The 22,633-nt window shown below is 59.8% G+C and carries 22 protein-coding genes and 2 pseudogenes; 4 read left to right on the top strand and 20 right to left on the bottom strand.

Features of this window, described 5'->3' with window-relative positions:
* Positions 1-21: 21 nt before the first annotated feature.
* The 9 genes from NKH89_RS13370 to NKH89_RS13410 are packed head-to-tail and all read right to left on the bottom strand — an operon-like array spanning position 22 to position 10,064.
* Complete coding sequence (locus NKH89_RS13370) at positions 22-774, bottom strand: ABC transporter ATP-binding protein (RefSeq protein ID WP_023802454.1); 753 nt, start codon at positions 772-774, stop codon at positions 22-24.
* Positions 768-1,835, bottom strand: coding sequence for a FecCD family ABC transporter permease (locus NKH89_RS13375; protein WP_198032894.1), 1,068 nt, complete (start codon positions 1,833-1,835; stop codon positions 768-770). The genes NKH89_RS13370 and NKH89_RS13375 overlap by 7 nt, the downstream gene beginning before the upstream one ends.
* Complete coding sequence (locus tag NKH89_RS13380; RefSeq protein WP_023802452.1) at positions 1,832-3,004, bottom strand: ABC transporter substrate-binding protein; 1,173 nt, start codon at positions 3,002-3,004, stop codon at positions 1,832-1,834. Before NKH89_RS13380 ends, NKH89_RS13375 begins: the two co-directional genes overlap by 4 nt.
* Positions 3,001-4,230: an MFS transporter gene (locus NKH89_RS13385; RefSeq protein WP_352909059.1), complete on the bottom strand. Its 1,230-nt coding sequence runs from the start codon at positions 4,228-4,230 to the stop codon at positions 3,001-3,003. The genes NKH89_RS13380 and NKH89_RS13385 overlap by 4 nt, the downstream gene beginning before the upstream one ends.
* Positions 4,227-6,116, bottom strand: coding sequence for an IucA/IucC family protein (locus NKH89_RS13390; RefSeq protein WP_023802450.1), 1,890 nt, complete (start codon positions 6,114-6,116; stop codon positions 4,227-4,229). Before NKH89_RS13390 ends, NKH89_RS13385 begins: the two co-directional genes overlap by 4 nt.
* Positions 6,116-7,255 carry an NAD/NADP octopine/nopaline dehydrogenase family protein gene (locus NKH89_RS13395; protein WP_031256318.1) on the bottom strand — a complete coding sequence of 380 codons (1,140 nt, stop codon included), beginning with the start codon at positions 7,253-7,255 and terminating at the stop codon, positions 6,116-6,118. The genes NKH89_RS13390 and NKH89_RS13395 overlap by 1 nt, the downstream gene beginning before the upstream one ends.
* Complete coding sequence (locus NKH89_RS13400; protein WP_023802448.1) at positions 7,252-8,262, bottom strand: cysteine synthase family protein; 1,011 nt, start codon at positions 8,260-8,262, stop codon at positions 7,252-7,254. Before NKH89_RS13400 ends, NKH89_RS13395 begins: the two co-directional genes overlap by 4 nt.
* Positions 8,263-9,636: a Y4yA family PLP-dependent enzyme gene (locus NKH89_RS13405; protein ID WP_031256317.1), complete on the bottom strand. Its 1,374-nt coding sequence runs from the start codon at positions 9,634-9,636 to the stop codon at positions 8,263-8,265. It abuts the gene before it with no gap.
* Entirely contained in the window at positions 9,633-10,064 is a 432-nt protein-coding gene (locus NKH89_RS13410; RefSeq protein ID WP_036270231.1) for a ParB N-terminal domain-containing protein, read from the bottom strand. Before NKH89_RS13410 ends, NKH89_RS13405 begins: the two co-directional genes overlap by 4 nt.
* A gap of 87 nt (positions 10,065-10,151) precedes the next feature.
* Between NKH89_RS13410 and NKH89_RS13415 the strand changes: the two are divergent.
* Together NKH89_RS13415 and NKH89_RS13420 are read left to right on the top strand one after the other, a co-directional pair.
* Positions 10,152-10,778, top strand: a pseudogene (locus NKH89_RS13415) (helix-turn-helix domain-containing protein); the annotation flags it as partial.
* Positions 10,779-10,785: 7 nt separating this feature from the next.
* A pseudogene (locus NKH89_RS13420) lies at positions 10,786-10,953 on the top strand (GTP-binding protein); the annotation flags it as partial.
* A 493-nt stretch (positions 10,954-11,446) separates the two neighbouring features.
* Here the strand turns inward: NKH89_RS13420 and NKH89_RS13425 are convergent.
* The 9 genes from NKH89_RS13425 to NKH89_RS13460 form a co-directional block, all read right to left on the bottom strand.
* On the bottom strand, positions 11,447-11,725 hold the full coding sequence (locus NKH89_RS13425) for a DNA -binding domain-containing protein (protein WP_023802443.1): 279 nt from the start codon (positions 11,723-11,725) through the stop codon (positions 11,447-11,449).
* A gap of 426 nt (positions 11,726-12,151) precedes the next feature.
* Positions 12,152-14,155, bottom strand: a complete 2,004-nt coding sequence (locus NKH89_RS13430; RefSeq protein ID WP_023802441.1) for a relaxase/mobilization nuclease domain-containing protein — start codon at positions 14,153-14,155, stop codon at positions 12,152-12,154.
* Positions 14,121-14,516 (bottom strand): hypothetical protein, encoded by a 396-nt coding sequence (locus NKH89_RS13435; RefSeq protein ID WP_023802440.1) that lies wholly within the window; start codon positions 14,514-14,516, stop codon positions 14,121-14,123. The genes NKH89_RS13430 and NKH89_RS13435 overlap by 35 nt, the downstream gene beginning before the upstream one ends.
* Positions 14,517-14,520: 4 nt before the next feature.
* Positions 14,521-14,961 (bottom strand): hypothetical protein, encoded by a 441-nt coding sequence (locus tag NKH89_RS13440; RefSeq protein WP_023802439.1) that lies wholly within the window; start codon positions 14,959-14,961, stop codon positions 14,521-14,523.
* Complete coding sequence (locus NKH89_RS13445) at positions 14,961-15,728, bottom strand: ParA family protein (protein WP_352909064.1); 768 nt, start codon at positions 15,726-15,728, stop codon at positions 14,961-14,963. The genes NKH89_RS13440 and NKH89_RS13445 overlap by 1 nt, the downstream gene beginning before the upstream one ends.
* Before the next feature lie 1,144 nt (positions 15,729-16,872).
* Complete coding sequence (locus tag NKH89_RS13450; RefSeq protein WP_156942694.1) at positions 16,873-17,139, bottom strand: hypothetical protein; 267 nt, start codon at positions 17,137-17,139, stop codon at positions 16,873-16,875.
* A 680-nt stretch (positions 17,140-17,819) separates the two neighbouring features.
* Positions 17,820-18,002 (bottom strand): NUDIX hydrolase, encoded by a 183-nt coding sequence (locus tag NKH89_RS35820; protein ID WP_023802435.1) that lies wholly within the window; start codon positions 18,000-18,002, stop codon positions 17,820-17,822.
* A gap of 20 nt (positions 18,003-18,022) precedes the next feature.
* Entirely contained in the window at positions 18,023-18,256 is a 234-nt protein-coding gene (locus NKH89_RS35825; RefSeq protein WP_502896890.1) for an NUDIX domain-containing protein, read from the bottom strand.
* Positions 18,257-18,262: 6 nt separating this feature from the next.
* Positions 18,263-19,498, bottom strand: coding sequence for an MFS transporter (locus tag NKH89_RS13460; protein ID WP_031256312.1), 1,236 nt, complete (start codon positions 19,496-19,498; stop codon positions 18,263-18,265).
* Between the two features lie 450 nt (positions 19,499-19,948).
* Here NKH89_RS13460 and NKH89_RS13465 point away from each other — a divergent pair, with 450 nt between their 5' ends.
* Both NKH89_RS13465 and NKH89_RS13470 read left to right on the top strand, forming a co-directional pair.
* Entirely contained in the window at positions 19,949-20,224 is a 276-nt protein-coding gene (locus NKH89_RS13465) for a hypothetical protein (RefSeq protein WP_198032892.1), read from the top strand.
* Positions 20,225-20,243: 19 nt separating this feature from the next.
* A complete protein-coding gene (locus NKH89_RS13470; RefSeq protein ID WP_023802431.1) occupies positions 20,244-20,909 on the top strand; it encodes a hypothetical protein in 666 nt (221 codons plus the stop codon).
* Between the two features lie 51 nt (positions 20,910-20,960).
* Here NKH89_RS13470 and NKH89_RS13475 read toward each other — a convergent pair whose 3' ends face one another.
* Both NKH89_RS13475 and NKH89_RS13480 read right to left on the bottom strand, forming a co-directional pair.
* Complete coding sequence (locus NKH89_RS13475; protein WP_023802430.1) at positions 20,961-21,221, bottom strand: hypothetical protein; 261 nt, start codon at positions 21,219-21,221, stop codon at positions 20,961-20,963.
* A 318-nt stretch (positions 21,222-21,539) separates the two neighbouring features.
* On the bottom strand, positions 21,540-22,520 hold the full coding sequence (locus tag NKH89_RS13480) for a Fic/DOC family protein (protein WP_031256311.1): 981 nt from the start codon (positions 22,518-22,520) through the stop codon (positions 21,540-21,542).
* Positions 22,521-22,633: the final 113 nt, after the last annotated feature.

Here is a 22,633-nt window from a genome sequence, read left to right on the forward strand (position 1 = left end):
AGCCGCGTGAAGCGTCCGACTTCAGATCGCATCGTCGACGATCAGATGGAGATTGCCCTGCGAGCAAGGTTCGACACGTGCCCTGATGCGGAAGGTTGCGGCGAGATTCTCCGGCGTCAGGACGCTGGCCGCCGGACCGAAATCATGCAGGGTTCCACCTGACAGGATGGCGACCTTGTCGGCGAATTTCAGCGCCAGATTGAGGTCGTGCAGCGCGATCAGAACCAGCATGCCACTGTCGCGCGCCAGGCTGCGCACACGGCGCATGGCCTCCAACTGGCGGTGCATGTCGAGGGCGCTGGTCGGTTCGTCCAGAAGCAGTACTTGCGGTTCGCGTACGAGACACTGGGCAAGCCCGACGAGCTGGCGCTGGCCGCCGCTCAGCTCAGAAAGGATCTCATTGGCAAGCCCGCCGATGTCCAGCGCGGTAAGCGTCCGGTCCACCGCCACCAGATCATGCTGCTCCAAACGCCAGCCGCTGACCTGCTTGCGTGCAAGAAGAACGGATTCGAACACGGTCAGCACCGCGCCGCCCATTTGGTCCTGCGGCATGTAGGCGATGGCTCCATCGATATCGCGCACGCCTTCCAGCCGGCAATCGCCGGGGCCCGGAAGGATAGCGGCGATACGGCGGAACAGCGTGGATTTGCCCGCGGCATTAGGCCCGATGACGGCCACCACCTCGCCGCCATGGCATGGCGGAAGAGTCACATCGCGCAGCACCTGGCGCGATCCGAACCGGGCGCCGAGGCGATGGGTGCTCAGCACTACCATATCTCTCTTCCGCTTTTCAGGATCAGATAAAGGAAAACCGGCAGGCCGATTGCCGCGGTGACGATGCCTATGGGAAGGACCGCGCCGGGCACGGCAATTTTGGCAAGCACCGAGCTCAGGGACATGATCAACGCACCTGTCAGCGCGCTTGCGGGCAGCAGGAAGCGCTGGTCTTCGCCGACCATCATGCGGGCGATATGCGGGCCGACCAGGCCGATAAAGCCGATGGTGCCGACAAAGGCGACGGGAATAGCCGAAAGAAGTGAGACGAGGATCAGGGTCTCGAGCCGCAGGCGGCGCACGGGGATGCCGAAGCTCGCTGCACGAGCCTCGCCGAGCCGCAATGCGGTCAATTGCCACCGGCGGTGCAGAAAGATCGGCAGGGTCACCCCCACGGCGAGCGCGGTGATGGCCAGTTTCGGCCATGTCGCCTTGGTCAGACTTCCCATCGTCCAGAAGACGATGGCGGCAACCGCCTGTTCGGCGGCGAAATATTGGGTGATGGCAAGTGCCGTGTTGAAGCTGAAAACCAGCGCGATGCCCAAGAGCACGATGGTCTGGACGGAGGCGCCGCGTCTGAGGCTGACCAAATGGATAAGGAAGGCGGTGGCCATGGCCATCACAAAGGCGTTGGCGGCGACGATATAGTCGCCCGCCATGGGAACCAGCGCGACGCCGAATGCGAGCGCCAGTGCGGCTCCAAAGCTTGCACCGGACGAAATACCCAGTGTGAAAGGGCTCGCCAGCGGGTTGTTCAGTATCGTCTGCATCTGCGCGCCGCCGATGGCCAGCGCCATCCCGACCACGATCGCCATAAGAGCCGACGGTAGGCGGATCGACCAGACAATGACTCGCATTTGCGCATCCGCTTCAACCGGCGCAACGAGGGTGCGCAAAACCTCTCCGAGCCCATAGCTGGCCGGTCCGATTGCAATGTCGCCGACAAAGGCAGCGCAAAGCCCGGCGACCAACATGAGGAGAATTATCTGCCGCCTGAAGCTGAGCGATTTATAAGCGCCGCGTCCCGACGGGGACATTGTCTCGGACCGGACATCCGTCATGACGGGCTATCGGACAAGCTGACGCTGTAGCCAGGCTGATATTTGATGGGCAGGAAACGGCGGTGGTATTCCGCAAATGTCGCGTCGGGATCCAGATCGTCAAACAGGTCTGGATGGAGCCACTTCGCCAATTGCTGCATTGCTACGAATTCATACGGGCTGTTGTAGAACTGGTGCCAGATGCCGTGAAAATTTCGCGTCTCTTGTGCTGCAATGCCGGTATAGGCGTTGCGGGTTGGGAACCATTCGAGCTTTTTGCGCGTCACCTGCGGGTCCGCGCCGGGACCGAGGGGAATCCAATGGCCGCCGGGGACATAGGCCTCCCAGTCGGCGCTGGTAATGACCACGTGATCGGGGTTGGCGGTGATCACTTGTTCGGGATTGAGCTGCCCGAAAGTCGCCGGAATGATGCCGCTGCCGACATTTTGGCCGCCGGCAAGCTCGACATATTTGCCGAAATTCTCGGCGCCGAAAGACAGGCAGCAATCGTCGGAATAACCACCGATACGCTCGATAAACACTTTGGGGCGTTCCGGCTTGGCGTCGGCAAGGATTTCGGTGACCTGCTTGATAGCTTCACGGCGGAACGCGATGATTTCTTGTGCGCGCGCATCACGCCCCATTATCCGGCCCAGGAGGCGAATTGTGGGCTCGGTATTTTCCAAGGGGTGATGGCGGAAGTCGATATAGAGGACGGGGATGTTCAGCTCAGCTAGCTTCTCAATATATTGGGCATCCTCATTGGCCCTCATGGCTTCGAGGTTTAGCAGAACCACATCCGGCTTCTGGATGATGGCCGACTCAATGTCGATCAGACTGTCCTCCTGGCCCTTGAAGGCAGGCAGCTTCGCCAGTTCGGGAAAGGCTTCAAGGTATTGCGCGTAAGTGGCCGGATCGGCCTCGATCATATCGTTGCGCCACGCAACGATATGAGCCAGCGGGTCTTCGGGCGCCAGCGAGGCGATCAGATAGAGCTGGCGGCCTTCGCCAAGAAGAATGCGCTTGACGGGCGCTTTCAGCTTTACCTTGCGTCCGGCAATATCAGTGACAGTAAGCGGCGATTGCGCTTCTATCATCGCCGTTTCCCCGGCAAATCCCGGCGCGGAGCCAGCCACGATCAGTGCAAGAGCTGTGATCGCGGCATGCAACAGCGACTGATACCACTTCATGGTTGAGCTCCTTCGCCGGGTGAATGGCGCGCTTTGAGCCATATGCCGAGCGCCACTAAAAATGATAAGGCGTAGAGGGTTGAGACGAGCGGGAACGCGGCTTCGAGACCAAAAGACTGAGTGACCGCAACGCCGGCGACGATACCGATAATCGAGGCGCCCTGCTGGCAGGTTTGCGCAAGACCCAGAACCGAACCCTGCCGGTCGTTTTGCGTTGCCGTCGAAATGAGTGACAGGAGAGCCGGCGTTGTTCCTCCCAGGAGAGCGCCCCAGACAAAATACAGCGTTGCGAAAAAGGCTATGGACCCGGTGATCCCGGCCAAATGGGTGATTGCAAGGCAACTGGCTGAAATCAACACACTCCAGCCGAGCACATAGGATTTCGTGCGCCCCCCAAAGAACCGCACCCACAAAGGCGCGCCCACGACAAAGCCCAGCGCGAGAAGCCCGTAGCTCAAGCCGGTGACCCAGTGCTGGGTGCCAAAAACTTGCGTCATGTAAAGAGAAAACGGAACCTGCAGCACCATGCGGCTTGCGAGCAGCATGCCCATCAGCACAAGAAGCCCCGACACCGGCGCACTCCCCGAGGGCGCATGGGCAGTAAATGTCGCCGTTGCTGACCGTACGGGAACAATCCCGTTTGGCGGCACGGGCAGACTTGTCCAGGCGGTGGCGGCGCACAGGGCACAGATCACGCCGGCCGTCAGATTGATGGCGGCAAAGGGCAATTCATCCAGGATCAGCCCGCCCAAAAACGCCCCGCCAAGCGAGCCGACATTGGTCGCCACCTGAAGCCACGCGAACAGGCCGGCGCGATCGCGTCCACCGGTGACCTGCACGCCATAAGCCTGCGCCGGGGCAATGTAACCGGCAAAGACGCCCTGCAGAAAGCGCAGAGCCAAAATTGTCCAGACATCTTGCGCAAAGGCGATGAGCAGTTGCGTGATCGCCAAACCGGCTAATGCGCGAACCATCATCAGCCGGTTGCCGTGGCGATCCCCCATGCGTCCCCAAAAGGCGCTGGTGAGCGATACGCCGAGCATCGGACAGATATAGACGCCGATTCCGGCGAGGCCGAAGACACTGTCGGAGGGGCTCAACGCCTTGATATGGATTGGCCAGAAAGGGCCACTCATCTCCATCGCGCCCATGGAAACGAATTGCAGGGCGAACAGGAGCGCGAAAACGGGCCCGAAACCGCGAAGGGCGGCAGAGGCGTTTGTCATTCCGCGTCCGTCAACGGATTGGGCAGTTGGTGTTCGACGCGATAGTCGCGATACCGCTCCAGATGCATTCGCAGCACCGAGCGTGTCGGCCACGGATTTTCGGGAAAGGCCGCGCGTTCCCGCAGCCAGAACTCATCGGACGGCACGCGCGGCCGAAGCGTGTCGAATGCCTCTTCGGTTTCCTCCCTCAGGATGCGCCACAGGCTGTTGCCCGCCAGTCCATATTGCTCCGTCAAGCAGAGGGCGATCTCATGGAGGTGGCAGACGAAGCAGGCATCGATCACGAACGAGCGCACGAGGCTGATGTCTTCATCGAACGTCGTGGGCAAAATCCCTCTCTGGGTGAAGGGCTTTAGGCAGTGCCCGCGTTCCTCGAACAAGGGCGCAAAACTGCGGCCGTCGCCGAAATCGCGGATCAGCAACTTTCGTGGCTGGCCGGAATGGTCGAACAATACTAGGCTGTTTTGCTGATGCGCCTCAAAGGCGATCCCGTAGAGCAGATACATGGCCAGGGTTGGCCGGATGACGGTGCGCGCATAGCCACGGAAAAATGCCGCTACCGCCGCCTCGCTCTCTTGGCCGTTTCTGGCGATCAATTCGCAAATGAGCGGGCGCTCATCGAGCGGACTTGCCGTCAGAAGCGCCGCGACAGTCACCGGCAACAGTCCGTCGCTGCGTGCCAGAGCGCCCGTATTGCGGAAGACCACCGACAGAAAACGGCCCGGATGCTCGTCACCGGTGTCGGGATGGCGCAGGATTGCACCTAACTCTTCGGTGAAAATCTCCAGCGTGTCGCGGAGATCCTCCTCCTTTGCCAGAATGTCGGAAATGAGGGTGCTGAGGCGGGGCCCCATATGGATCGACTTGGCCTGGAGGGTGCGCTGCTCACTGGTCAGCCAGATCGCCACCGGCAGTTTAATGAAGGGTCTGGGCTCCTGTGTGTCCGGCAGCATCGTGCGGAACGACATCGACGGCAGCGTCACGATCTCGGGGCCTTCTGGGTCCAAAACGCCGGAAGTAATCTCGGACTCGAATTGCCGGCGCACGAAATTGTCCAGATGCCACCCGTGGACGGGGAGAGGAAGCCAGTCCCCGGGCGACTTTCCGCGCTCTTTCAAACCTTCGGCCCAGTCGCGCCAGAGGTCAGGAAAGTTTTGCGAAAACCATTCCGAATAGCTGCCGACATGCGGCATCTTCTCGACATAGGCCCATTCCTTGCGCAGCGCCGTGATGCGCAGGCGCACGCGGGCGCCGAATTCGGGCGATAACGCGGTCACCTCTTGTGGCGGCAGGCCAGGTTTGGCCTTCCATGTCGGATAGAAGGGATGGCCTTCGAGCGCACCCCATTGATCGAGGGTCATGGCCGCCAAATGCGGCGGCAAACTCTGTTCGAGATAGGCGAGGAAGCCGGGCGCGCCTGTTTCGGCTATCTTCTGGCGCAGTTCGGCACTCCAGCCTTCCCTGTGATGTCGCGCGAGGACTTCGTTTTGCATGCTGTTGTCGACGTCGCGCAACAGATGCTCAAAGCCGTCCGGTGCGGGCGAAACCGCCAGTGCGGGCGAAACCTCCGTTATCAGGGCGGACGGATCATCGAGCCGGCGCCGGGCGCCGGTTTCGTCCAGCACTTCAATGTGCCCGCGATTTTGCAATGTTCCGGCAGGCGCACGGCGCATGTTGGTAAAGTGCAGGACCCGGCGCGAGGACCAGAGAGGAAACCATGCCTGGCTGCCATCCGGCGCCCACAGCAATGCATTCGGTTCAAGAAGACGCTCGGCGAACAGGCAGCGAACCAGCCGGCTGAGTGCATTGCGCGATGCGTTCTTCCAAAGCTGCGTATCGCGTGCCTGGGTTTCGGCATCTGTCGCTGAAGAAATCCTCTGGTCCATCAGGCAGCCTCCGGCCAGCCGGCGGGTATATAGGCCGGCGCGCCTTCCGTCAGTCCGCCGTGATAGTGGCGCGCCCAGTGATAGGTTTTCGCAATGGCTGGGATTGCCACATTCAGCCGCGCGGCCATCTCCACGAGCAACGCCTGACCAACGGCGATATCTTCGTGGAAGGCGCGGCTCTCGCGATCGATGAGAAGACCGGGCCCGTGCGGATTGGGTACGAGCGGCGCGCGAATGCCGGCATAGGCGCGATTCGTCCGCAGAAGCGTATACATGGTGCGGTCGTCCTCGATCTGGCTGCCATAAGCCTCGATCAGTTCCTGCCGGAGAGCCTTTACAGTGCTTAGATCAATGCCGAGACGCGCCTCGATCGCACCACGGATCGCCTGGTTTTCCGCGTCACACGCCTCCAGCAATTCGGCGCCCACGCGCGGGCAGTCGCTCCACCAACATATGGGTTCGTCAAAGGGCTTGTCCTGCCAACGTGCGCCCGGGCCAATCAGGCCGTAGAGCACGGCTGGGTGCATCAGAGCGTTGCCCGGCGTCAGCGTGATTTCGAGATAATTCTGCAGCATAGCGACGGGCGCGTCGAAAAGCCGGGCGAGCATCTCGGCGAGCACAGCGCGGTCGGCGCTGCTTTCGCGCTGATGAAGTGCGGCAAAGAGCTGCGCCTTGGCGCCACCCATACGCACGCGCCTGCCCGGAACCAGGTCAAAGGCCGTATGGGGCACGTCTTTCATGCCCCAGATCACCACATTGTCGCGCCCCGAAAGGGCCTTGGCTGCGAGCCAGTCAAAACCGCAAAAGCCGGGGATCGCGCCGAGAAACACCTTTTTGTTCTGTGGAAGGTGGGGAGCGATCTGGCGAAGAAGCGCGGGCCGCGCCTGGGCCGGCTGCGTCATGATAACCATGTCCGCGTCGTCCAGCGCGTTGCCCGGATCGGTGCCGACATGGTCGGGCCGCGCGCTCAGGACGTTACCGTCAGGCGTGTGTGCGTGCCAGCCGCTGTTGCTATCTGCCCATGTTTCGGCGACCGCGGCGGAGGCGGTAAGGACGGAAACCGCGATGCCCGGACGCTGCTTGAAGAGCACTGCGTTCAAATGCCCGGTGCGGCCCGCGCCGCAGATCGTCACCTTCATGCCGCGCATGCCCTTGCGGCCAGCCACGCATCCAGCTGGTCGGCAATTATCGGATCCAGCAAGCCGCGCTTTGCCATCCATTCATCGTCGAAAACCGAACCGAGATATTTTTCGCCGCCGTCGGCCACCGGCGTGACGACCGTGCCGTACAACTTGCCTGCGGCAATGAACTCCAGCGCCTTGTAAATGGTGCCGCCGGTGGAGCCACCCACCAGCAAGCCCTTGCGCCGGGCGAAATAGCGCGCTGTCTCAAAGGCCTGGGTGTCGGTGACCTGCACACCTTCGTCGATGCATGCATAGTCGAGCACCTTGCCGACTTCATCACCGGCCGGTGTTCCCGTTCCCGACTGGTAATAGGGATGTCCGGGCTTGCCGAAGACGATCGAACCGGCCGGCTCCACCGCGATCGTGCGCACGGTAGGATTATGGCGCTTGAGCCGCTGAGCGATCCCCGTCATCGAACCGCCGGTCCCGACACAGCCGACAAAGGCGTCGATGCCGTTCGGGAGCTGCGCCAGAAGCTCGTCGACAAAACCGGCATAGCCTTCCGGATTTGCCGGATTGTCGGACTGGTTCATGAAAAGCGCGCCGGGAAGTTGGGCACCAAGCTGCGCGCCCAGCCGCTGCCGTTCGACCACGGCCACTTCGTCCTCGCGGAAATCGCCTTCGACATAGCGGATTTCGGCACCGAGCGCGCGCATCATGCGGATCTTGTCCGGCGCGGCATGATGATCGACTACGGCGATGAAGCGCAGGCCGAACTCCAGCGCGGCCAGCGCCAGCCCTATGCCGGTGTTGCCGGACGATGATTCGACGATTGTGCCGCCCGGTGCGAGCCGCCCGTCCTCGAGCGCGGCAAGCACCATGCTGCGTGCCATGCGGTCCTTCATGGAGCCGCCGGGATTGTTCTTCTCGATTTTCAGCACCAGCATGGCATCGTGGTTGGGGACGGTGATCGACATCACCGGCGTCTGACCGATCATCTGAGTTACGGTCGTGCAGAGCATTCATGCCTCTCCAAGTGTGTCGGGGACGAGAGTTGGCTGCCCATTTGCGTCCTGAACCACGCAGAGGCGGCTCGGCATCGGGTGGCGGTGGAATTCGTTTTCAAGGAGGTCCATCTGGTAGCCGCCGGTGTTGGCATATACCAGAAGGTCACCTGCCCGCGGCGCGATGGGGAAGGTGAGCCACCGGTTACAAAGGACGTCTTCGTCCAGGCAGCTATGACCGGCCAGATAGCCTCGCACGGATTTTGACAGGGCGGACGGCGGTGTGGCGGGCACCAGGATTGGGTCGACCAGGAATTCGGATGCGAACCAGGTTTCGCAGGCGCTAAAACTGCTGCCTTCGACAAAAATGACGCAAGTGTCGGAACTGAGGGCCTTCACTCTTGAGACCCGGAAGATGGAAATGGCCGTCTGATCTGCCAATGCACGCCCCGGCTCCATTCCCAACACCAATCCCTCATCCGCAAAATACCCGGCGATGCTGCGGCCTTTGGGCATCGGCGCATGCAAGAACTGGCGCAGCCAGTCAGTCGCCGAAAGCGCGCCGCCATAGGGGTAGAAGGAGCCCGGCACCTTTCCGGTCCGGTAGTCCTCGGGGACCTGTGCCTTCAGATGCGCCTGATAGGCCAGCTGATCGACATACTGGACTGGCAGCCCGCCGCCGATGTCGATCATGCGCGGAGCAAATCCCCTTGCCCGGCTTTCGGCAATCAAGCTGGCGGCTTCCCTCAACGCTGCCGCGCGGGACTCCCAGCGATAGCCGCTTACGTGGAAATGCAATCCGTCGAAGCGCAGCCTGCCTTCGCCGGCAATGCGCGACAGACAATGCTGTATAGCGTCCGCTGGCATGCCGAAGCGGCTCATGCCCTGTTCCGTCGGGCGCAAGCGGAGCAGGATCGGTTGGACCACTTGGCCCCCTGGCAAGCAGCTCACAAGATCCTCAAGCTCTTCCGGCGAGTCCACCGATATCAGAGCGTTGCAGCCAACGAGTTCGCTATGGAATCCCGTCGTCTTTGCCGGGCCTGTCGCCACAAGCCGTGCACCATCGGCGCCAAGCCGCCTGGCGTCGCGCAATTCGTAAAGGCTCGAGACGTCAATACCGGCGCCGGCGCGGAGCGCCGCCTCCATCAACCCCGGCGACTTGTTGACTTTCGCCCCGTAATAGACTGCGTGCGCCACATCGCTTTCTGTCAACACGCCCCTCAGTGCCGCGAGATTCTTCCGCAGCTCATCGGGCCAGATCAGATTAAGCGTCGAGCCATGTCGCGCGACCCATTCCGCAAGACGCTGTGCATCGCGGGCCAACAGTTCAGCCGTCGACGGCCGCAGAACCGGGGGCAGACCCGCGCCAAGCTTGTGGCAGTGAAGGGTCATGCCCATGCCCCTTGCATATCTGTTGCCGGGCGCGCTGCCGGAGCCGGGTGGCGCAAGCTTTCCAGAGGCAGGGTGCAGGTGGGCAGGCTTTGCTCAAAAATATGCCGCGTCGTCTTGCAGGGAAATTTTCGGCCGCTGCGGGCCATCGCGAAAATGCACGCGGGCGTGATCGTCTCGGCCGGACGCCAGCTCTCCACCCTTACGGTGCTGTAATCCAGCGGGATCACCGGTACCAACGCGAGTTGCAGACGATGAGCAACGGTGAGCCGGTGATGGCCGTCCATCACGAAGCGGGCGCCCCTCTCTGCGGCGATCGGAACAGTCCAGCAACCGGCCTGCAGGATCTGGGCCTGCAGCTCCGCAACCCTGTCCGGGTCGACCTCTTCCGTGGGAATCAAACATGTTGGAGAGAGGAGGCAATATTGCATCTTGGCCAGCCTGCTTCACGAAAAAAGGGACGGGCTGGCTTTCTTGACTATTTAAGTCATGATTAGCTGGCGGAGGCTCTATAGTCGATTGAATGTTGGCCGTCAACGCGCCCAAAGCGCCTAAAGCGTGTAGCCGAACACTCGCGGTTGAACTCCGTAAACGAATTGCGAGGTCTACGCAGCACAATGGCCAGCGCTGAGGCTGCAAGCGTGCTCGGCGTTACAGCCCGTCAAGTCCAGCGGCTATTGAAGACGTTCCAGGCATACGGCTCGGCGGCTCTCAGGCACAAGGCGCGTGGCCGCCGCTCCAACAATCGCATCATCGATGGCGTCCGCGACTTCGCCTTGGAACTGATCCGCGAACACTACATCGACCTTGTGCCGACCTTGGCCCGCGAGAAGCTGCTCGAACGGCATCAGCTTGCGGTCAGCAAGGAGACACTGCGCAAGTGGATGACGGAGGCCGGGATCTGGACGGTCGCGTCGTGAGCGCAAGCGCCGATTGCACCGCCGCGCGGTCGGCGCGACTGTCTCGGCGAGATGGTGCAGATCGACGACTCGCATCACTGGTGGTTCGAGAACCGCGGTCCCAAATGCGCCCTGCTCGTTTTTATCGAGGATGCGACCGGCAAGCTCCTGCATCTGCGCTTTGCGGGGTCGGAGAACACGTTCGATTATTTCCACGCGGCCAAGGCGTATTTGCGGGACTGGGGCAATCGGCGACGGCGATGCCAACCTCTCTCATACGCCAGAGCAGCTTGTCGAAATGACCAATGGCTGCATCTGTTGCACGCTTCGCGACGATCTCTTGAAGGAAGTGCGGGCGCTCGCCGAGCAGGACCGTTTCGACTACTTGCTGATCGAGTCAACCGGTATCGCTGAGCCCCTCCTGTATGGCGGCCTTGTAAGTCGAGACGAAGTATTTCTGAGCCAGCCACCCTTGTAACCAGACACCAATGCCCTCGCAGGTAGATTTATTGCAGGGGGCATGTCTAAATGTTATGCGTTATTGGAGCCATATCCAAAAGTTATCGTCTAAGGGGGAGTGTCTGGCAGCACGCCGCTCGGTTGCCGAACGCTTGCAAGGTGTCACTGCCGCAATCCTCACCGCGGCCGGTGCATGCCTGCTTTTGTTCTCTCTGGCCATATTGCTGTGCTTATCACGTCCGGCCGATACCCCAAGGGCAAGATGATCTGCCGGAAACCGCAGCCTTCATCACCAACCCTACCTGCCTGAGATAATCGTCACCCTTCTCCGCCAGATGGCAACGCCACAAGTCCAGGGGGCTCCATCGCGACCAGCTAGACCGTTGCGCAGACCGACCGGCCACGCTTTGAGTAGTTTGGCTGTCGGCCGGTCCTAGTTTCGATGGTCAGAGGTTTCACAGCAGGATGTCGTGGTCACCGGTGAGGATTTTTCGGTAGCCGGTTTCCGTCATCCACTTTGCTCGCCTCAGATGATCTTCCCAACAATGGCGGGTGCGCTCAGGTTCGGCCACGGGGTCACGGTGAAGGACAATCCGAGCGACTTCCTGCCAGTCAGCGCCCTCCGCCTCGGCATCGGGAAGGCGCATATAGGTGACATAGTGCTGTTCATCGTAAGGGGTGATCCTGTCGGACCACGGCACTTCGTCAGCGACATCCGAGTCTAGCTCAGGCATTAGCTGTCCTCTCCTGAGTGCCTTTATAGCACCCAAAGCCGATTGGAAGTCTCCCGGCTACCGCGTCAGGTACGCGCTACCCTCTCAGAGCAGAGAATACACCGTTACGTCGTCAGCTCGCTCTTTTACGCCTTTGAAGGAAGCATGACGAAGCTTCCCGTCGGTGGATTCCAGTCATTCTAGTTTTCTCCTGATCTACTACACTCTTCTTCTGCGCGTGATCTGTCGCGGCGGTAGAAAAGCAGTGCCACCGCAATTGCGCCGGCGACCTCAAATTGGGTCAATGGTCATATCGAGCCAGCAGGGTATGGAGAATTGCGGATTAAACAGAGCTTCTGAGAAAGAGAGCAGGAACGCTATGACGAACGTGATGGCGAAGTGGGCCAGGCTACCCCACATGCTAAGTTCAACGCCACCGCCCTCCCCTCACCGGCTCCGGTCGCGATCCTTTTCCTGTGGCGGGCGAAGCTTAATGGTTTTCGCGACTTCGCGATCGCGCTGCTGCTCTTTCTGCCGATCGCGGCCGCGTTCCTCGCGGTCGTTCTCGCCAACATCGCGGCCGGTGTTGGCGCTGGCTACGCGCGCTGCGTCGATGGTTCGATTGTTCGAGGTTTTGTTGAGGGTCCCCTGCTCCGCAACGTGGTCGCGGCCGGCAGCGGACTTTGTCTCGAGGGCCGTTGATTTCCGATTGTCCTGGCCGCGATCCTTCTCCTTCGCCACGCGCGCATCCAGCTGCAGGCCGACAACTTTGCCAATAACCTTGGTGGCCTGCTCAAAGATGATCCGATCGGCAGGGTTCGCGATTTTTGCGGCAACGCTGATCGCCGTTTGCGCCAAAGCCTCCTTGGCGGCCTTTGCCTGTCCAGTGTTGATGGGTGTGGATCGCAACATGTGGTCTTGACCTTTCTCTTGAGTGGGATCCCTGCCCTCGCGAATTGCAACTTCTAGCCGATTATACTCCCGTCGAAGTGCGACGGACAGGTCTTGGCTAAGCTCCCGGGCTGTACTCGGCGCTGTTTTGTCCTTCGCCAGCCCCTCGAGCATATCAATAACCCGGGTGATAGATCTTTTAGTCTGGTCGAATTTTTCTCTCGCCATTTCCAGTTTTGGGGCTGTCGGCGTGTCGCGGACCTTTGACATGACCTTTTCAATAACGTTGCCCGGTGCAGTCGCACCCATCCGCCGGAACATTTCCCATTCCCATCTTTTGACGGGAGGAGGCCCTGCCCTCTCGATGCGCTTTTGTCTGTCGATCGCAATTCCCCGATCGCGGGCCTTGTCAGCAAAACGGAGCCGCCATTCGGTAAAATCTCGGATGTTAGGGTTGAGCATCTTCCCGCCGGCGTTGCGCAATGAGACGATGACATGGAGGTGCGGGTGCTTTTGCATGTCGTGCCGGTTGTGAACGGCATAGGCGTATCGGTGCCCTGCGAATTGCTCTTTCAAGAAATCCCGGCCGGCCAGGATGAATTGATCCCGATCGACATTGGCGGGGCCGGACAGCAACAAGTGCATGAAATCACGAGGCTGGCGCGTTTGCATGAGCGCGGCAACAGTTTTCCCTTCGGTCGTGATTTCCTTGTGATCCTTGGTCGTGATTTGGCGACGCTCGTTTGATCGCTCATAGGTCCCGCTTTTTCCCACGCGCCGCTGGATATGGGTTTTGGTCGACAGGGTGACTTCTGCGCCGTCGCGCTGCATGGCATGCAAGGTTGCCGTCAGTCCTTTGGGACCTGATGCAAAGTCGACGGGATAACGGGAAATCGGATTGATGCCCTTCTTGCGCAAGGCACTGTCTAGACGGGCATCGATGGCGTGAATGTCGTTGAGCTCGGCCGGGATCCGATTGTCGCTGGTCCGGTCGGCTCGGCTTTTCTTTTCATGAGCGATGACAAGGGCCAGGTGGAGCCGGGTCTGTCCGTTGACGCCGGCGCTCACACTGAATGCGTATGTTCGATCGGTGTCGCCGGCGTGACGGAACCCCTCCCCTGCCAATGAGTCCAGGGCTCGAGCGACACTTTCGCAATCCGTGTTTTCAAGCTCATAGCTGAAGCGGACGATATCCTTGCTGCCTTTTCGGTTGCCGAATTCTCGCTCCCACTCCCTGACAGCTCGGTTCAGATCCGAAACTTCACGGCCGTCCTGGTCGTGGGCACGTTCTTCTTTGCTTTGATAGGCAAGAACGTTCCGGGCCGATCCAGAGCCAGCACCGTAGGACAGAACCTTGACGACGACGGCATTGTTGCCAGTTGCTCGGCTGAGGGCGGTAGCGGCGGCGCTGTGCGCGTTCGGTGCCTTGGGAGCGCGGCGCGCTCCGCCCCCTCCCCCGCCACCGCGGCGGCGGAGCTCGTCGTCTATCAGCTCGAAATATGTCGGTAGCCGTCGCTCTTCCGGTCTAGACCCCTGGCGACTCTTGAACAGGTCGTTCATCGTGCTGTCGAATTAGTTCCTCGATATACGTCGATGGTCTCACAAAAGCGGTGTCACGAATAGAGTCGAGTGCGCTCATCACTTCATTGAGTTTCGCCATTATGGCTTTCGCCGCTTCATCCTGCCTATCTTCATTCTCGGCTAAAAAGTCTTCATTGTGAAATGCCAACTCACGCAGAAACTGATGCATGTTCGCCAATTGCTTGTCGTGTTCGTCAAGCATGGCTGGTACATTCATGATCTCTCTGATCACGATCAACTTTGCGACCAAGTTGATGGACAAATTCAGTCGGCTCGCCAATGCGTCGACATTTGCCAACACATGCTCTGGCAGCCGAAACATAACGGCTGGCTGCCGCATGAAGTCAGAACCCCCTCTCCGACAAGGCTTCATCGATCAGGCGGTGGAGTGCCTTATTGGGATCCTTCCCCGCATCGACAGCGTATTTGAAAACGCGGAGCATCATTTCATCATCAAAGAATAATGAAACGCGGCGCGTTACGGCTTTGGACTTGGGCGTCGGCGACTGCGTCTTTCGTGGCGGCGGCGTGCTTGCGGCTTTTGGTTTCGGCGTCGTTTTCGATGACCCATCTGGCGAACTCATAGCCTGATCGGTGGGCTCAGCTTTTTCGGCGGGCGCAGGCGCCGGCGTAGCGCGCCTCGCCTTTTCGATCGTGACATCGGTCGGCATGAAAGCGACAGCGGCGTCATCGTCGGCAACGGGTTCTGCCGCCTGAAACCTTGATGAAGCCATGCTAACGATGTTGCCTACAACGGGTTCGCGTTCCTTGGGTGCTTTGGACATCAGGCGTTACTCGCTTTCTTCTGGTCCGGTTCCTCGGAAGCAAGAAGGTTGATGAATTCGTTGTTGACCATTTTGATCGAGTCGATTGAGTCCAGAACGCTTTCCGACGCGCGGATACGTGCCGAAGGTGTGAGTTTAGGATTGTTCTGGATAGTTTCCAGCTTGGTATAGAGCGAACCATACCCAGCCACGACGTCACTATAATGGTTGCTCTTCTTGACCATTGACTTGACTATCGGAATCTTGCCGTAGTTCAGGATTTTGATCACCTCCCCTAACGACCGATTCGATTTTAGGGCGATCATGTCGACGTTGTTCCACATTGCCGCATACGGGATGCGGCGACCGCCTCGTTTCTTTGATATCTCTTCAAGGATATTTGCCACGTTGATCGCCTGGGTCGCTGAGGTGGGCTCCAGAATGATCGGGATGATGACGGCGTCGCATTCTTCATAGACGTCGACGGCGCGGCCGTGCACGTAGCCACCAACGTCAAACACACGAATGTCGGCGGTCGGGGCCGATTTCATTTTCACATGGAAGTCATCCTCGGACGAAATCTGCACATGTGAGATCCGTCCATCATCAGGAAGCATCTTCCGCTTTTTTGACACTTCGTACCAACGGGTCGCCGTCTGCTGGTCGTCGCAATCAACCAGTTGAGTGCGGTGTCCCTGCTGGGCAAATTCAGCGGCCAGGTTGATGCACAACGTTGTCTTGCCGGCTCCACCCTTGAAAGTCGATATGGCGAGTGAAAGAGGTTGCATCGCTGATCCTTGTGTTCACGCTCTGGTTTGATCCCGCTCATGGATAATGAGCCTAGCTTCACCCTACCCCTCAACGATTAACAAGTGGCAAAGTGGCAGTCGCGACGATTGCCAGATGTCGCGTCGTAGCGACTGCCATTGTGGCAGGATGGCAGTCGTAAAGGCGTAGCGTCGTCCATAATGCACGTATGCCAGTTGTGCAATCGCGGCGTTGTAGCGTTGTGGCGACTGCCATTCTGGCAGTTATCGCGTCGTAGCGTTGTCCATTGTGCCAATATGTCAGAGTGGCATTGTGGCAATATGTCAGAGTGGCATTATGACAGTATGACAAGGAGGCAGAATGGCAGTCGTAGCGACGTAGCGATGTGCATTATGGACGACGCTACGTCTGCCAGTAGTGCCGGCTGTTTTGGCTCCGACTTCGGCTAGTTTTAGCACCGCACTCCACCTTTCCCTTACCGGCCAATAAACGCCCGTACAGCGCGGAAGGAGCAGGCCGCGCGACGTGCCTCAGCGGTCTGGCCCGAATGAGAGGCCATTCCGATTTCCAGCTAACTCAAAACAGCGAAGCGCACTCGCCCCTCGGGCGAAACGGCTGGCGGTATACCGCCAGCCTATCCTGCCATTATAGGCCGTGCGGAACGATCCGTCGTGCCCAAGCCCCCAATGCTGTTGCGAGTCCTCGGACATAGCAATAGCGATCACACGGCGCAGCCTGTGATCCGGGGCGCAGGAACAGCACGTCGGATCGTTCCGCACGGCCTATAATGCTGAAGCGAGCCGTCCTCGTGAGTGCGTTGAGGTGGACCTGAACCGGAGGGAAAGGACACCGATGGAGCGCACGAAGGATGAGACGGCGAGCACACCGCAGGAGAGCAAGAGCCGACGAAGCGTAGCCCGAAAAATGAGGGCGAAGCGGAGGCTCAGGCTCGCTCTCCGTATTGTTTTGGGAAGTCGCGGCAGCGTCAATCTAACGGCCCGAAAGGCCGGGCGGGTGTTTACCCGCACCCGATAGGAGAGGGGAGTTTGAGGGGAGAGGCGGCTAGTCTCTCCTCTCAAATCGTCCCGCAGCCTCGATGGCAAGGGGCGATAGAAGGGACGCAAAAGATGGTGAGAGGACATTGCCCTCTCACCTGATGACTCCTTACAGACCCAACTCATCAAGAAGCGCTTCGATTTCGGGCGACCGTTCAGCCTCGTGAGGCTCGAAGTAGCTGTCGGGAAGATCGCCCTCGGCGTGATCGCAAGCAGTGCAGATGATTGTGTGGTTGCGATCGATGGAGCCTGCCTCGCAAGTCTCCCAGTAGCGCTCGAAGGCATCTCCACCGCAATGCGGGCATTCGATGACCTCCACGTCATCGTCGAGGTCGATGCCACCAGGCTCGATGCAGCCGCCGTACACTCTAGTCATGATGATCTCCTTCTTTGTCTATGACGCAAGTCGTCGACGCAGAACCGACGAGCGGGTCAAGGATCGCGCAGCGACCGGCGGAGCCGGCGAGCGGGGGAGCCGATTTTCTGACGCCGGCGCGAAGCGGCCCGAGCAAAGCGAGGGCAGGCGGCTGAAAATCGGGGGAACCGCGATGTCCTTGAGGCGGGAGGAGGGCCAGTAGAATAGGCCGTCATAGAGAGAGAACCACGCCCGCGCCAAGCGGGCGTGTCCGTATCCGGCCGGTAGGCCGGTCAGGGGGGCGGGCTGCGTGGCTGAGGGGAGGCCGCGCCGGAGGCGCGGGGTCCGCGAGCCCGCCCCCCTTTTACTTGAGCGAAGCGAAAGGAAAGAAATGGCCGGCAGGCCGGCAATGACGAGGGAAGACCCGTCTCGAGGAGGCGACATAAGAAAAAGGGCCTCTGCTCGGGGCGAGCAGAAGCCCTGTAATAATGACGCCGCAAGATAATCCTCCGGGGTCAGGCCGAGTCGCGCCAGGACGGCGATTGGATCGGCAATGCATTCGTCCTGCCAATCCGGCCTGGTCGCATGCATTTTTCAAATGTGCAGAGAGCCTGCGGCAAAATCGACGAGGGGTGTGGAAAGCCGACGGTATAGTTAGCCCCGTCGATGATCGTCACTGACGGGCTGTAGCGAGGCGAGCGCTAAGGATAAACGCCATACCGCCTCAGATAGAGCAGCAAGTCCGGTGTAAGAACAAGGTTCCCAAGCTGCTCCTGAGCGAACCAGCCAATGTCTGCGGCATCGTCGCCAGCGATCGCCTCGCCGCCGATCCTCTCGGCAAGGAAATCATGGATCTCATAGACGCCACCGTCGCCGTCCGGCACATCAAGTTGCTCCAACTCCCTCACAACGCGGACAGCCAGTCCTGTCTCTTCAGGGACTTCGCGTATGACGGCTTGTCCAGGGTCTCCCCGGGCTCCACGCGGCCGCCGGGGAGTGTCCAGCACCCCTGGTCGGGTGGATGAGCGCGCTGGACCAGCAGGAAGCGCGTGTCTTCATCAAGGACCACGGCGCTCGCCGCCAAGATGGCATTTTTGCGGGTCATCGTCGTCTCCACTTCGATATCGATGGCCTTCAAGCGTTGCTATATACCTGACTTGGAGCGCCGCTCGGTGACGGCGGCAAGTATCGCGGTCAACAATGCAAGCAGCGCGGCCCCGAGCATCACGCTTAAGAGCGTTTCGACCGCGTCCGCCCCGTCCAGAAACAGGCCTGCAACCGACACAATCACCGCGCCGCCGCCAATGGACATGGCGGCGGCGAGTCCGGCGGCAGTGCCGGCAAGACGCTCGCGCACCGACATCGCGCCCATGTTTGCGGCAGGCATGGTCAAGCCGTTGCCGATGCCGATGAACATGCAGGGACCAAAGAATGCGAGCGCATGCGTGACGCCCGTTGTCGCCAGAATGAGGCCAACCGACAATCCGGCGCAAGTCAGGAGGCGAGCCGATATCAAGAGCGCGCCGCGTGGTATTTTGGACCCGATGCGGCCGGTAAGGTAGCTTCCGCAAATGAAGCCTGCGGGAACCATACCCATATAGAGACCAAGTATTGCGTTTGGCCCGCCAATGGCGATAGGCGCGCCAGCCAATATGTACAGTGTTCCGGTCGAGAACCCCATGCAAAGGACGTAGGCCCAAAAGCGGATCGACCCTAGAAGTTGTCGGTACGCACTGAGATATGTCCCGGTCGGCTTGGACGATAGCGACCCAGTTTCTTTCAGCTCCCGCATCGAATGAAACAGGACGGCTACGCCAAGGAGCGCGAGAACGACGAAGATCATTCGCCAGCCGAGTAGCTCATCCACAACTCCGCCAAAGGTCGGGCCGAGCATCGGCGCGAGTGCCCATGCCATCGCTGCATACCCCATTCTGCTTGCGCCTTCATGGTCGGCGGATGTTTCCTTGATCGCCACGAGCGCAACCGAAAAGCAGGCGGCGATTCCAGCTTGCGCTGCGCGGAAGACAAGAAAGACCGTGATATTGGGCGCAAGCGCGCATCCGACCGAAGCGACGATGAACAGGACGATCGAGACCAGCGCAACAGGCCTGCGCCGAAAGCGATCCGAAATGGCGCCGGAGATAAGTTCGACCAGAGCGGTGACGATAGCATAGCCAGCGACAGCGAGATTGATCAGCGCGGGATCGGCTTTGAATTCGCCTGCGATGTTCGGCAGCGAGGGCGAGATGACGTTCACAGGAAGCACTGAGAGCGCCGACAGCGCGACCAGAATGGCAAAGCGCGATGAGGTAGTCCTGCAGGCTGGGTCTTCTTGGGTTGTTTGTGGCTTTGAAGACAGGGAGCGCTCGTCGCGGGTCATCGTCGGTCCTTGGTCGGTAAGAATTTGGGAGACTGACGGGGGACGCCGCAACGCGGGCATAAAAAAAGGCCCCGTCAGGAGCCTGCTTACCGCGCATGGGTGCTTTCGCCGGGCAGCTATGCCGCCCTGCCCATGCGCCTTCCTACCACGACAACAACCGTCTGAATGTTCATGGCGATATTGCTAGCTGGGAACCGGCTTGCGGTCAACTTGGTTGATTCCTGACCGCAGAGATGTCTGTTGAAAATCGTTCCGTCTGATTGCTGATCTCAACAGCGCAAAGCAGCGCCTCCGTTTCCCTTCATGGCCCAAATCCACAATGCTCCTACCGCCTCACCACAAAAGGAGCATGACAATGGTTGAGCGGGCTCATACACATGTTCTACGGATTCTACGGAAGACAGCGGCAACAGGCGATCCTGGCCGCTGGTCACGGAGTTCTTGGACCATTTGCGCAAGACGGGCGTTGCTGAAGGCTACCTTCAGGAGTTCCCCGGGCCGGTAAAGCACTTGCTGATCTGGCTCGACAATAACGATATAGGTCTCGAAGCGATCGACGGCGACGTGGTGCGCCGGTTCCTGACACATAGCTGCGAAGGTCCGCGACCGGCCGGCGAGCATTATCAAACGCGCCATTTGCACAAGCCGGCGTTCAACGGCCGCATCTTCCACTTCGTGCAGTTTCTGGAAGTAAGCGGCCGGATCGACAACCCTCAGGACATATGAATATGGCTGCCGCCACTTCGTGATCTGGCTTCATCAGCATCGAATACCGCTCGCCGCCATCGACGAAACGGTCCTTCGGCGGTTCGCCACGCACGAGTGCATCTGTCCCGGCACGTTCGTGCACAAAGCGGAACGCAATCGCGACTACCAGTTCCGGATCGAGCGCTTCGTGCGCTTCCTCATCACGAATGGCGTGCTCTCGAGCGTGGCATCCAAGAATGCCGCCGGAGCCGATGATCTGCGGGACTTTCGTGGTTGGCTGCGTCGGCACCGTGGCATCGGAGAAAGCACTATCCTTGACCATGTCCGGGCAGTCACCCGACTGCGGCAGCAACTCGGCAACGATCCCGCAGGCTACGATGCGGCGCTGATCAACCGGGTGATGCTTGAGAAGCTGAAATCCGTGTCGCGCGTCGGCGCCCAGCAGATGTGCGGCTCCCTGCGAATGTATCTGCGGTTCCCGCTGTGCGGGGAGCGAGGGAGCCGATTTTCTGGCGCCTTCGCGAAGCGGCCCGAGCCGAGGCGAGGGCAGGCGGCGGAAAATCGGGGGAACCGCTCATCCTTGAGGCGCAAGGAGAGGGAAGTACACTGGAACATCATGGAGAGAGGGGAAGCACGCCCGCGACAAGCGGGCGTGTGCATATCCGGCCGGCAGGCCGGTCATAGCGAGCGATCAGCCAGTTGATGCGGGTGGAAAGGAAGAAGCCTCGCCCTGTGCAGGGCGAGGCATCGCCGGTCATTGCGGCTTGTTGTCGTTGTCGGCCTTGCGATCAAACCCCAGCTGGTAGCTGATCTCCAGCTTGGCGATGAACGGAAGCGACAGTGCGGCGGAAATCTTCAGCTGGCCCTTACGGGACAGTTTGGCGATTTGCCGATTGATGTAGCGGCGAAGACGGCGACCGGTTTTCTGGCAGAAGCTTACGAGCGTTTTTATGAGGTAGATCCTCCAAAGTGGTTGTGCGCAATCGCGTAGCTCGAAGACCGATGGAACGGCCAAGCAGCACCGCGCAGCGGTCGGAACGAAGCGCGGCGGAGAGGAGAACCCGAAGGGTTGCGCTTGGACGGGCCAAGGGTATCGTGCGCAGCGTTAGGATTGCGAACAGCCACTTTGGAGATGCCGGGGAAACGCGGGCTTCGTAGCCCGAGGTGGCCTGCCGCTACATCAATCGGCAAATCGCCATTGGCCGCCAGGCCGATCTCCGTCGACCTGTTGCTGTAGCGGACGTGAATGAAGCTATGATCGTTTTGACGGCCGACAACGACAACAAGCCGCAATGACCGGTAGCCCCGTCAATACCGGGCTTATCTATATCGATCAGCGCGAGCGGTCGCGGTCGGAAGATTTCGGAGGAGCGAGTTTGAAAGTCTTGGCAGGTGCGTCCTCCTGAACGCGTTGCGTTTTGTCATCGCTAGGATTTTTGCCACAGTCTGATTTGCTTTTGGCGGGGATCGCATGTTCGATCCACACGTTCACGCGATCATTGGATTGCGGCGTCTTCGGAAAGTTTTTCGCGTCAACGGCGTGAATACCGCGAGCATTGGCGACAAGCGCGGTGTTGTAGCTGACGGTCAGGACTTGCCCCTTGATTTCGTCGCCTTGCTTGGGGAACTGGATTTCCGGCTTGCCCAGCATCCGGAGCGCCTGCGCGGTCATGCTGGTGATACGGCCGAGTGCGGGGTGATTGCGATCTTTGTTGATCTGGTGAGCCTGCAGCAGACGTTTCGCGAAGTCCTTGCCATCGCCAACGGTCGCCTTGGCCAAGAAATCACGCGTTTCGCTTGCAGCCGGCCACATCGTTTCGCGGTCGAGCTCGAAACCGCGCTCCTTGGCGAACTGGTGCATGAATACGCCGATCGTGCGGGTATTGCCTTCTCGAAAGGCGTGAGCCTGCCAGACGTTGCTGATCAGCTTGGTAAAGTGAGCCGCGGATTGAGCCTTGTTGTTGTCGTCCCAGCGGAACCTGCCGAGATCCTTTGTATCGCGATCGAGCAGCTGCTTCATGTCCTTGTGATCACCATAGGAGACCGAATGGCCGCCGAGTACCGCTTCTGGCTTTGACATGTTGTAAATGCGCTGTTGGCCGGCCCAGGGATAGACATCAGCGAAGATTCGGCGATGAATTTCCATGAGGTGTTCGGTATCGAAATTGCCCTTCACCGGGTTCCTCGCAAGATCGCGGAGAGCTTTCTTCGTGGTGATCTGCTCACGCAGATCAAGCGAATCCTGATCGCGCGCGCCGAATTTGTTGATCAGTACCGATGTGCCGGGATAGCAATAGGGGTCTTGAGAGGACATGGTCACCGAATAATCGAACTAGAACAATCAGATGCGATCTGAATCGCTTCACGTCCCGCGGTCAATATTGCCGTGGGGATCGTCCTCGAAATTCTGGTCGTGAAAGAAAAAGC

The organism is Mesorhizobium sp. M0923 (genome assembly GCF_040319365.1).
Taxonomy (GTDB): domain Bacteria; phylum Pseudomonadota; class Alphaproteobacteria; order Rhizobiales; family Rhizobiaceae; genus Mesorhizobium.

Excerpts from the sequence above, each read along its gene's own strand:
- NKH89_RS13430 (WP_023802441.1), bottom strand. The coding sequence starts at position 14,155 with ATGAACGACCTGTTCAAGAGTCGCCAGGGGTCTAGACCGGAAGAGCGA.
- NKH89_RS13435 (WP_023802440.1), bottom strand. The coding sequence starts at position 14,516 with ATGCGGCAGCCAGCCGTTATGTTTCGGCTGCCAGAGCATGTGTTGGCA.
- NKH89_RS13380 (WP_023802452.1), bottom strand. The coding sequence starts at position 3,004 with ATGAAGTGGTATCAGTCGCTGTTGCATGCCGCGATCACAGCTCTTGCA.
- NKH89_RS13460 (WP_031256312.1), bottom strand. The coding sequence starts at position 19,498 with ATGACCCGCGACGAGCGCTCCCTGTCTTCAAAGCCACAAACAACCCAA.
- NKH89_RS13480 (WP_031256311.1), bottom strand. The coding sequence starts at position 22,520 with ATGTCCTCTCAAGACCCCTATTGCTATCCCGGCACATCGGTACTGATC.
- NKH89_RS13375 (WP_198032894.1), bottom strand. The coding sequence starts at position 1,835 with ATGACGGATGTCCGGTCCGAGACAATGTCCCCGTCGGGACGCGGCGCT.
- NKH89_RS13405 (WP_031256317.1), bottom strand. The coding sequence starts at position 9,636 with ATGACCCTTCACTGCCACAAGCTTGGCGCGGGTCTGCCCCCGGTTCTG.
- NKH89_RS13450 (WP_156942694.1), bottom strand. The coding sequence starts at position 17,139 with ATGACTAGAGTGTACGGCGGCTGCATCGAGCCTGGTGGCATCGACCTC.
- NKH89_RS13440 (WP_023802439.1), bottom strand. The coding sequence starts at position 14,961 with ATGTCCAAAGCACCCAAGGAACGCGAACCCGTTGTAGGCAACATCGTT.
- NKH89_RS13370 (WP_023802454.1), bottom strand. The coding sequence starts at position 774 with ATGGTAGTGCTGAGCACCCATCGCCTCGGCGCCCGGTTCGGATCGCGC.
- NKH89_RS13410 (WP_036270231.1), bottom strand. The coding sequence starts at position 10,064 with ATGCAATATTGCCTCCTCTCTCCAACATGTTTGATTCCCACGGAAGAG.
- NKH89_RS13445 (WP_352909064.1), bottom strand. The coding sequence starts at position 15,728 with ATGCAACCTCTTTCACTCGCCATATCGACTTTCAAGGGTGGAGCCGGC.
- NKH89_RS13395 (WP_031256318.1), bottom strand. The coding sequence starts at position 7,255 with ATGAAGGTGACGATCTGCGGCGCGGGCCGCACCGGGCATTTGAACGCA.
- NKH89_RS13385 (WP_352909059.1), bottom strand. The coding sequence starts at position 4,230 with ATGACAAACGCCTCTGCCGCCCTTCGCGGTTTCGGGCCCGTTTTCGCG.
- NKH89_RS13390 (WP_023802450.1), bottom strand. The coding sequence starts at position 6,116 with ATGGACCAGAGGATTTCTTCAGCGACAGATGCCGAAACCCAGGCACGC.
- NKH89_RS13425 (WP_023802443.1), bottom strand. The coding sequence starts at position 11,725 with ATGCCTGAGCTAGACTCGGATGTCGCTGACGAAGTGCCGTGGTCCGAC.
- NKH89_RS13400 (WP_023802448.1), bottom strand. The coding sequence starts at position 8,262 with ATGCTCTGCACGACCGTAACTCAGATGATCGGTCAGACGCCGGTGATG.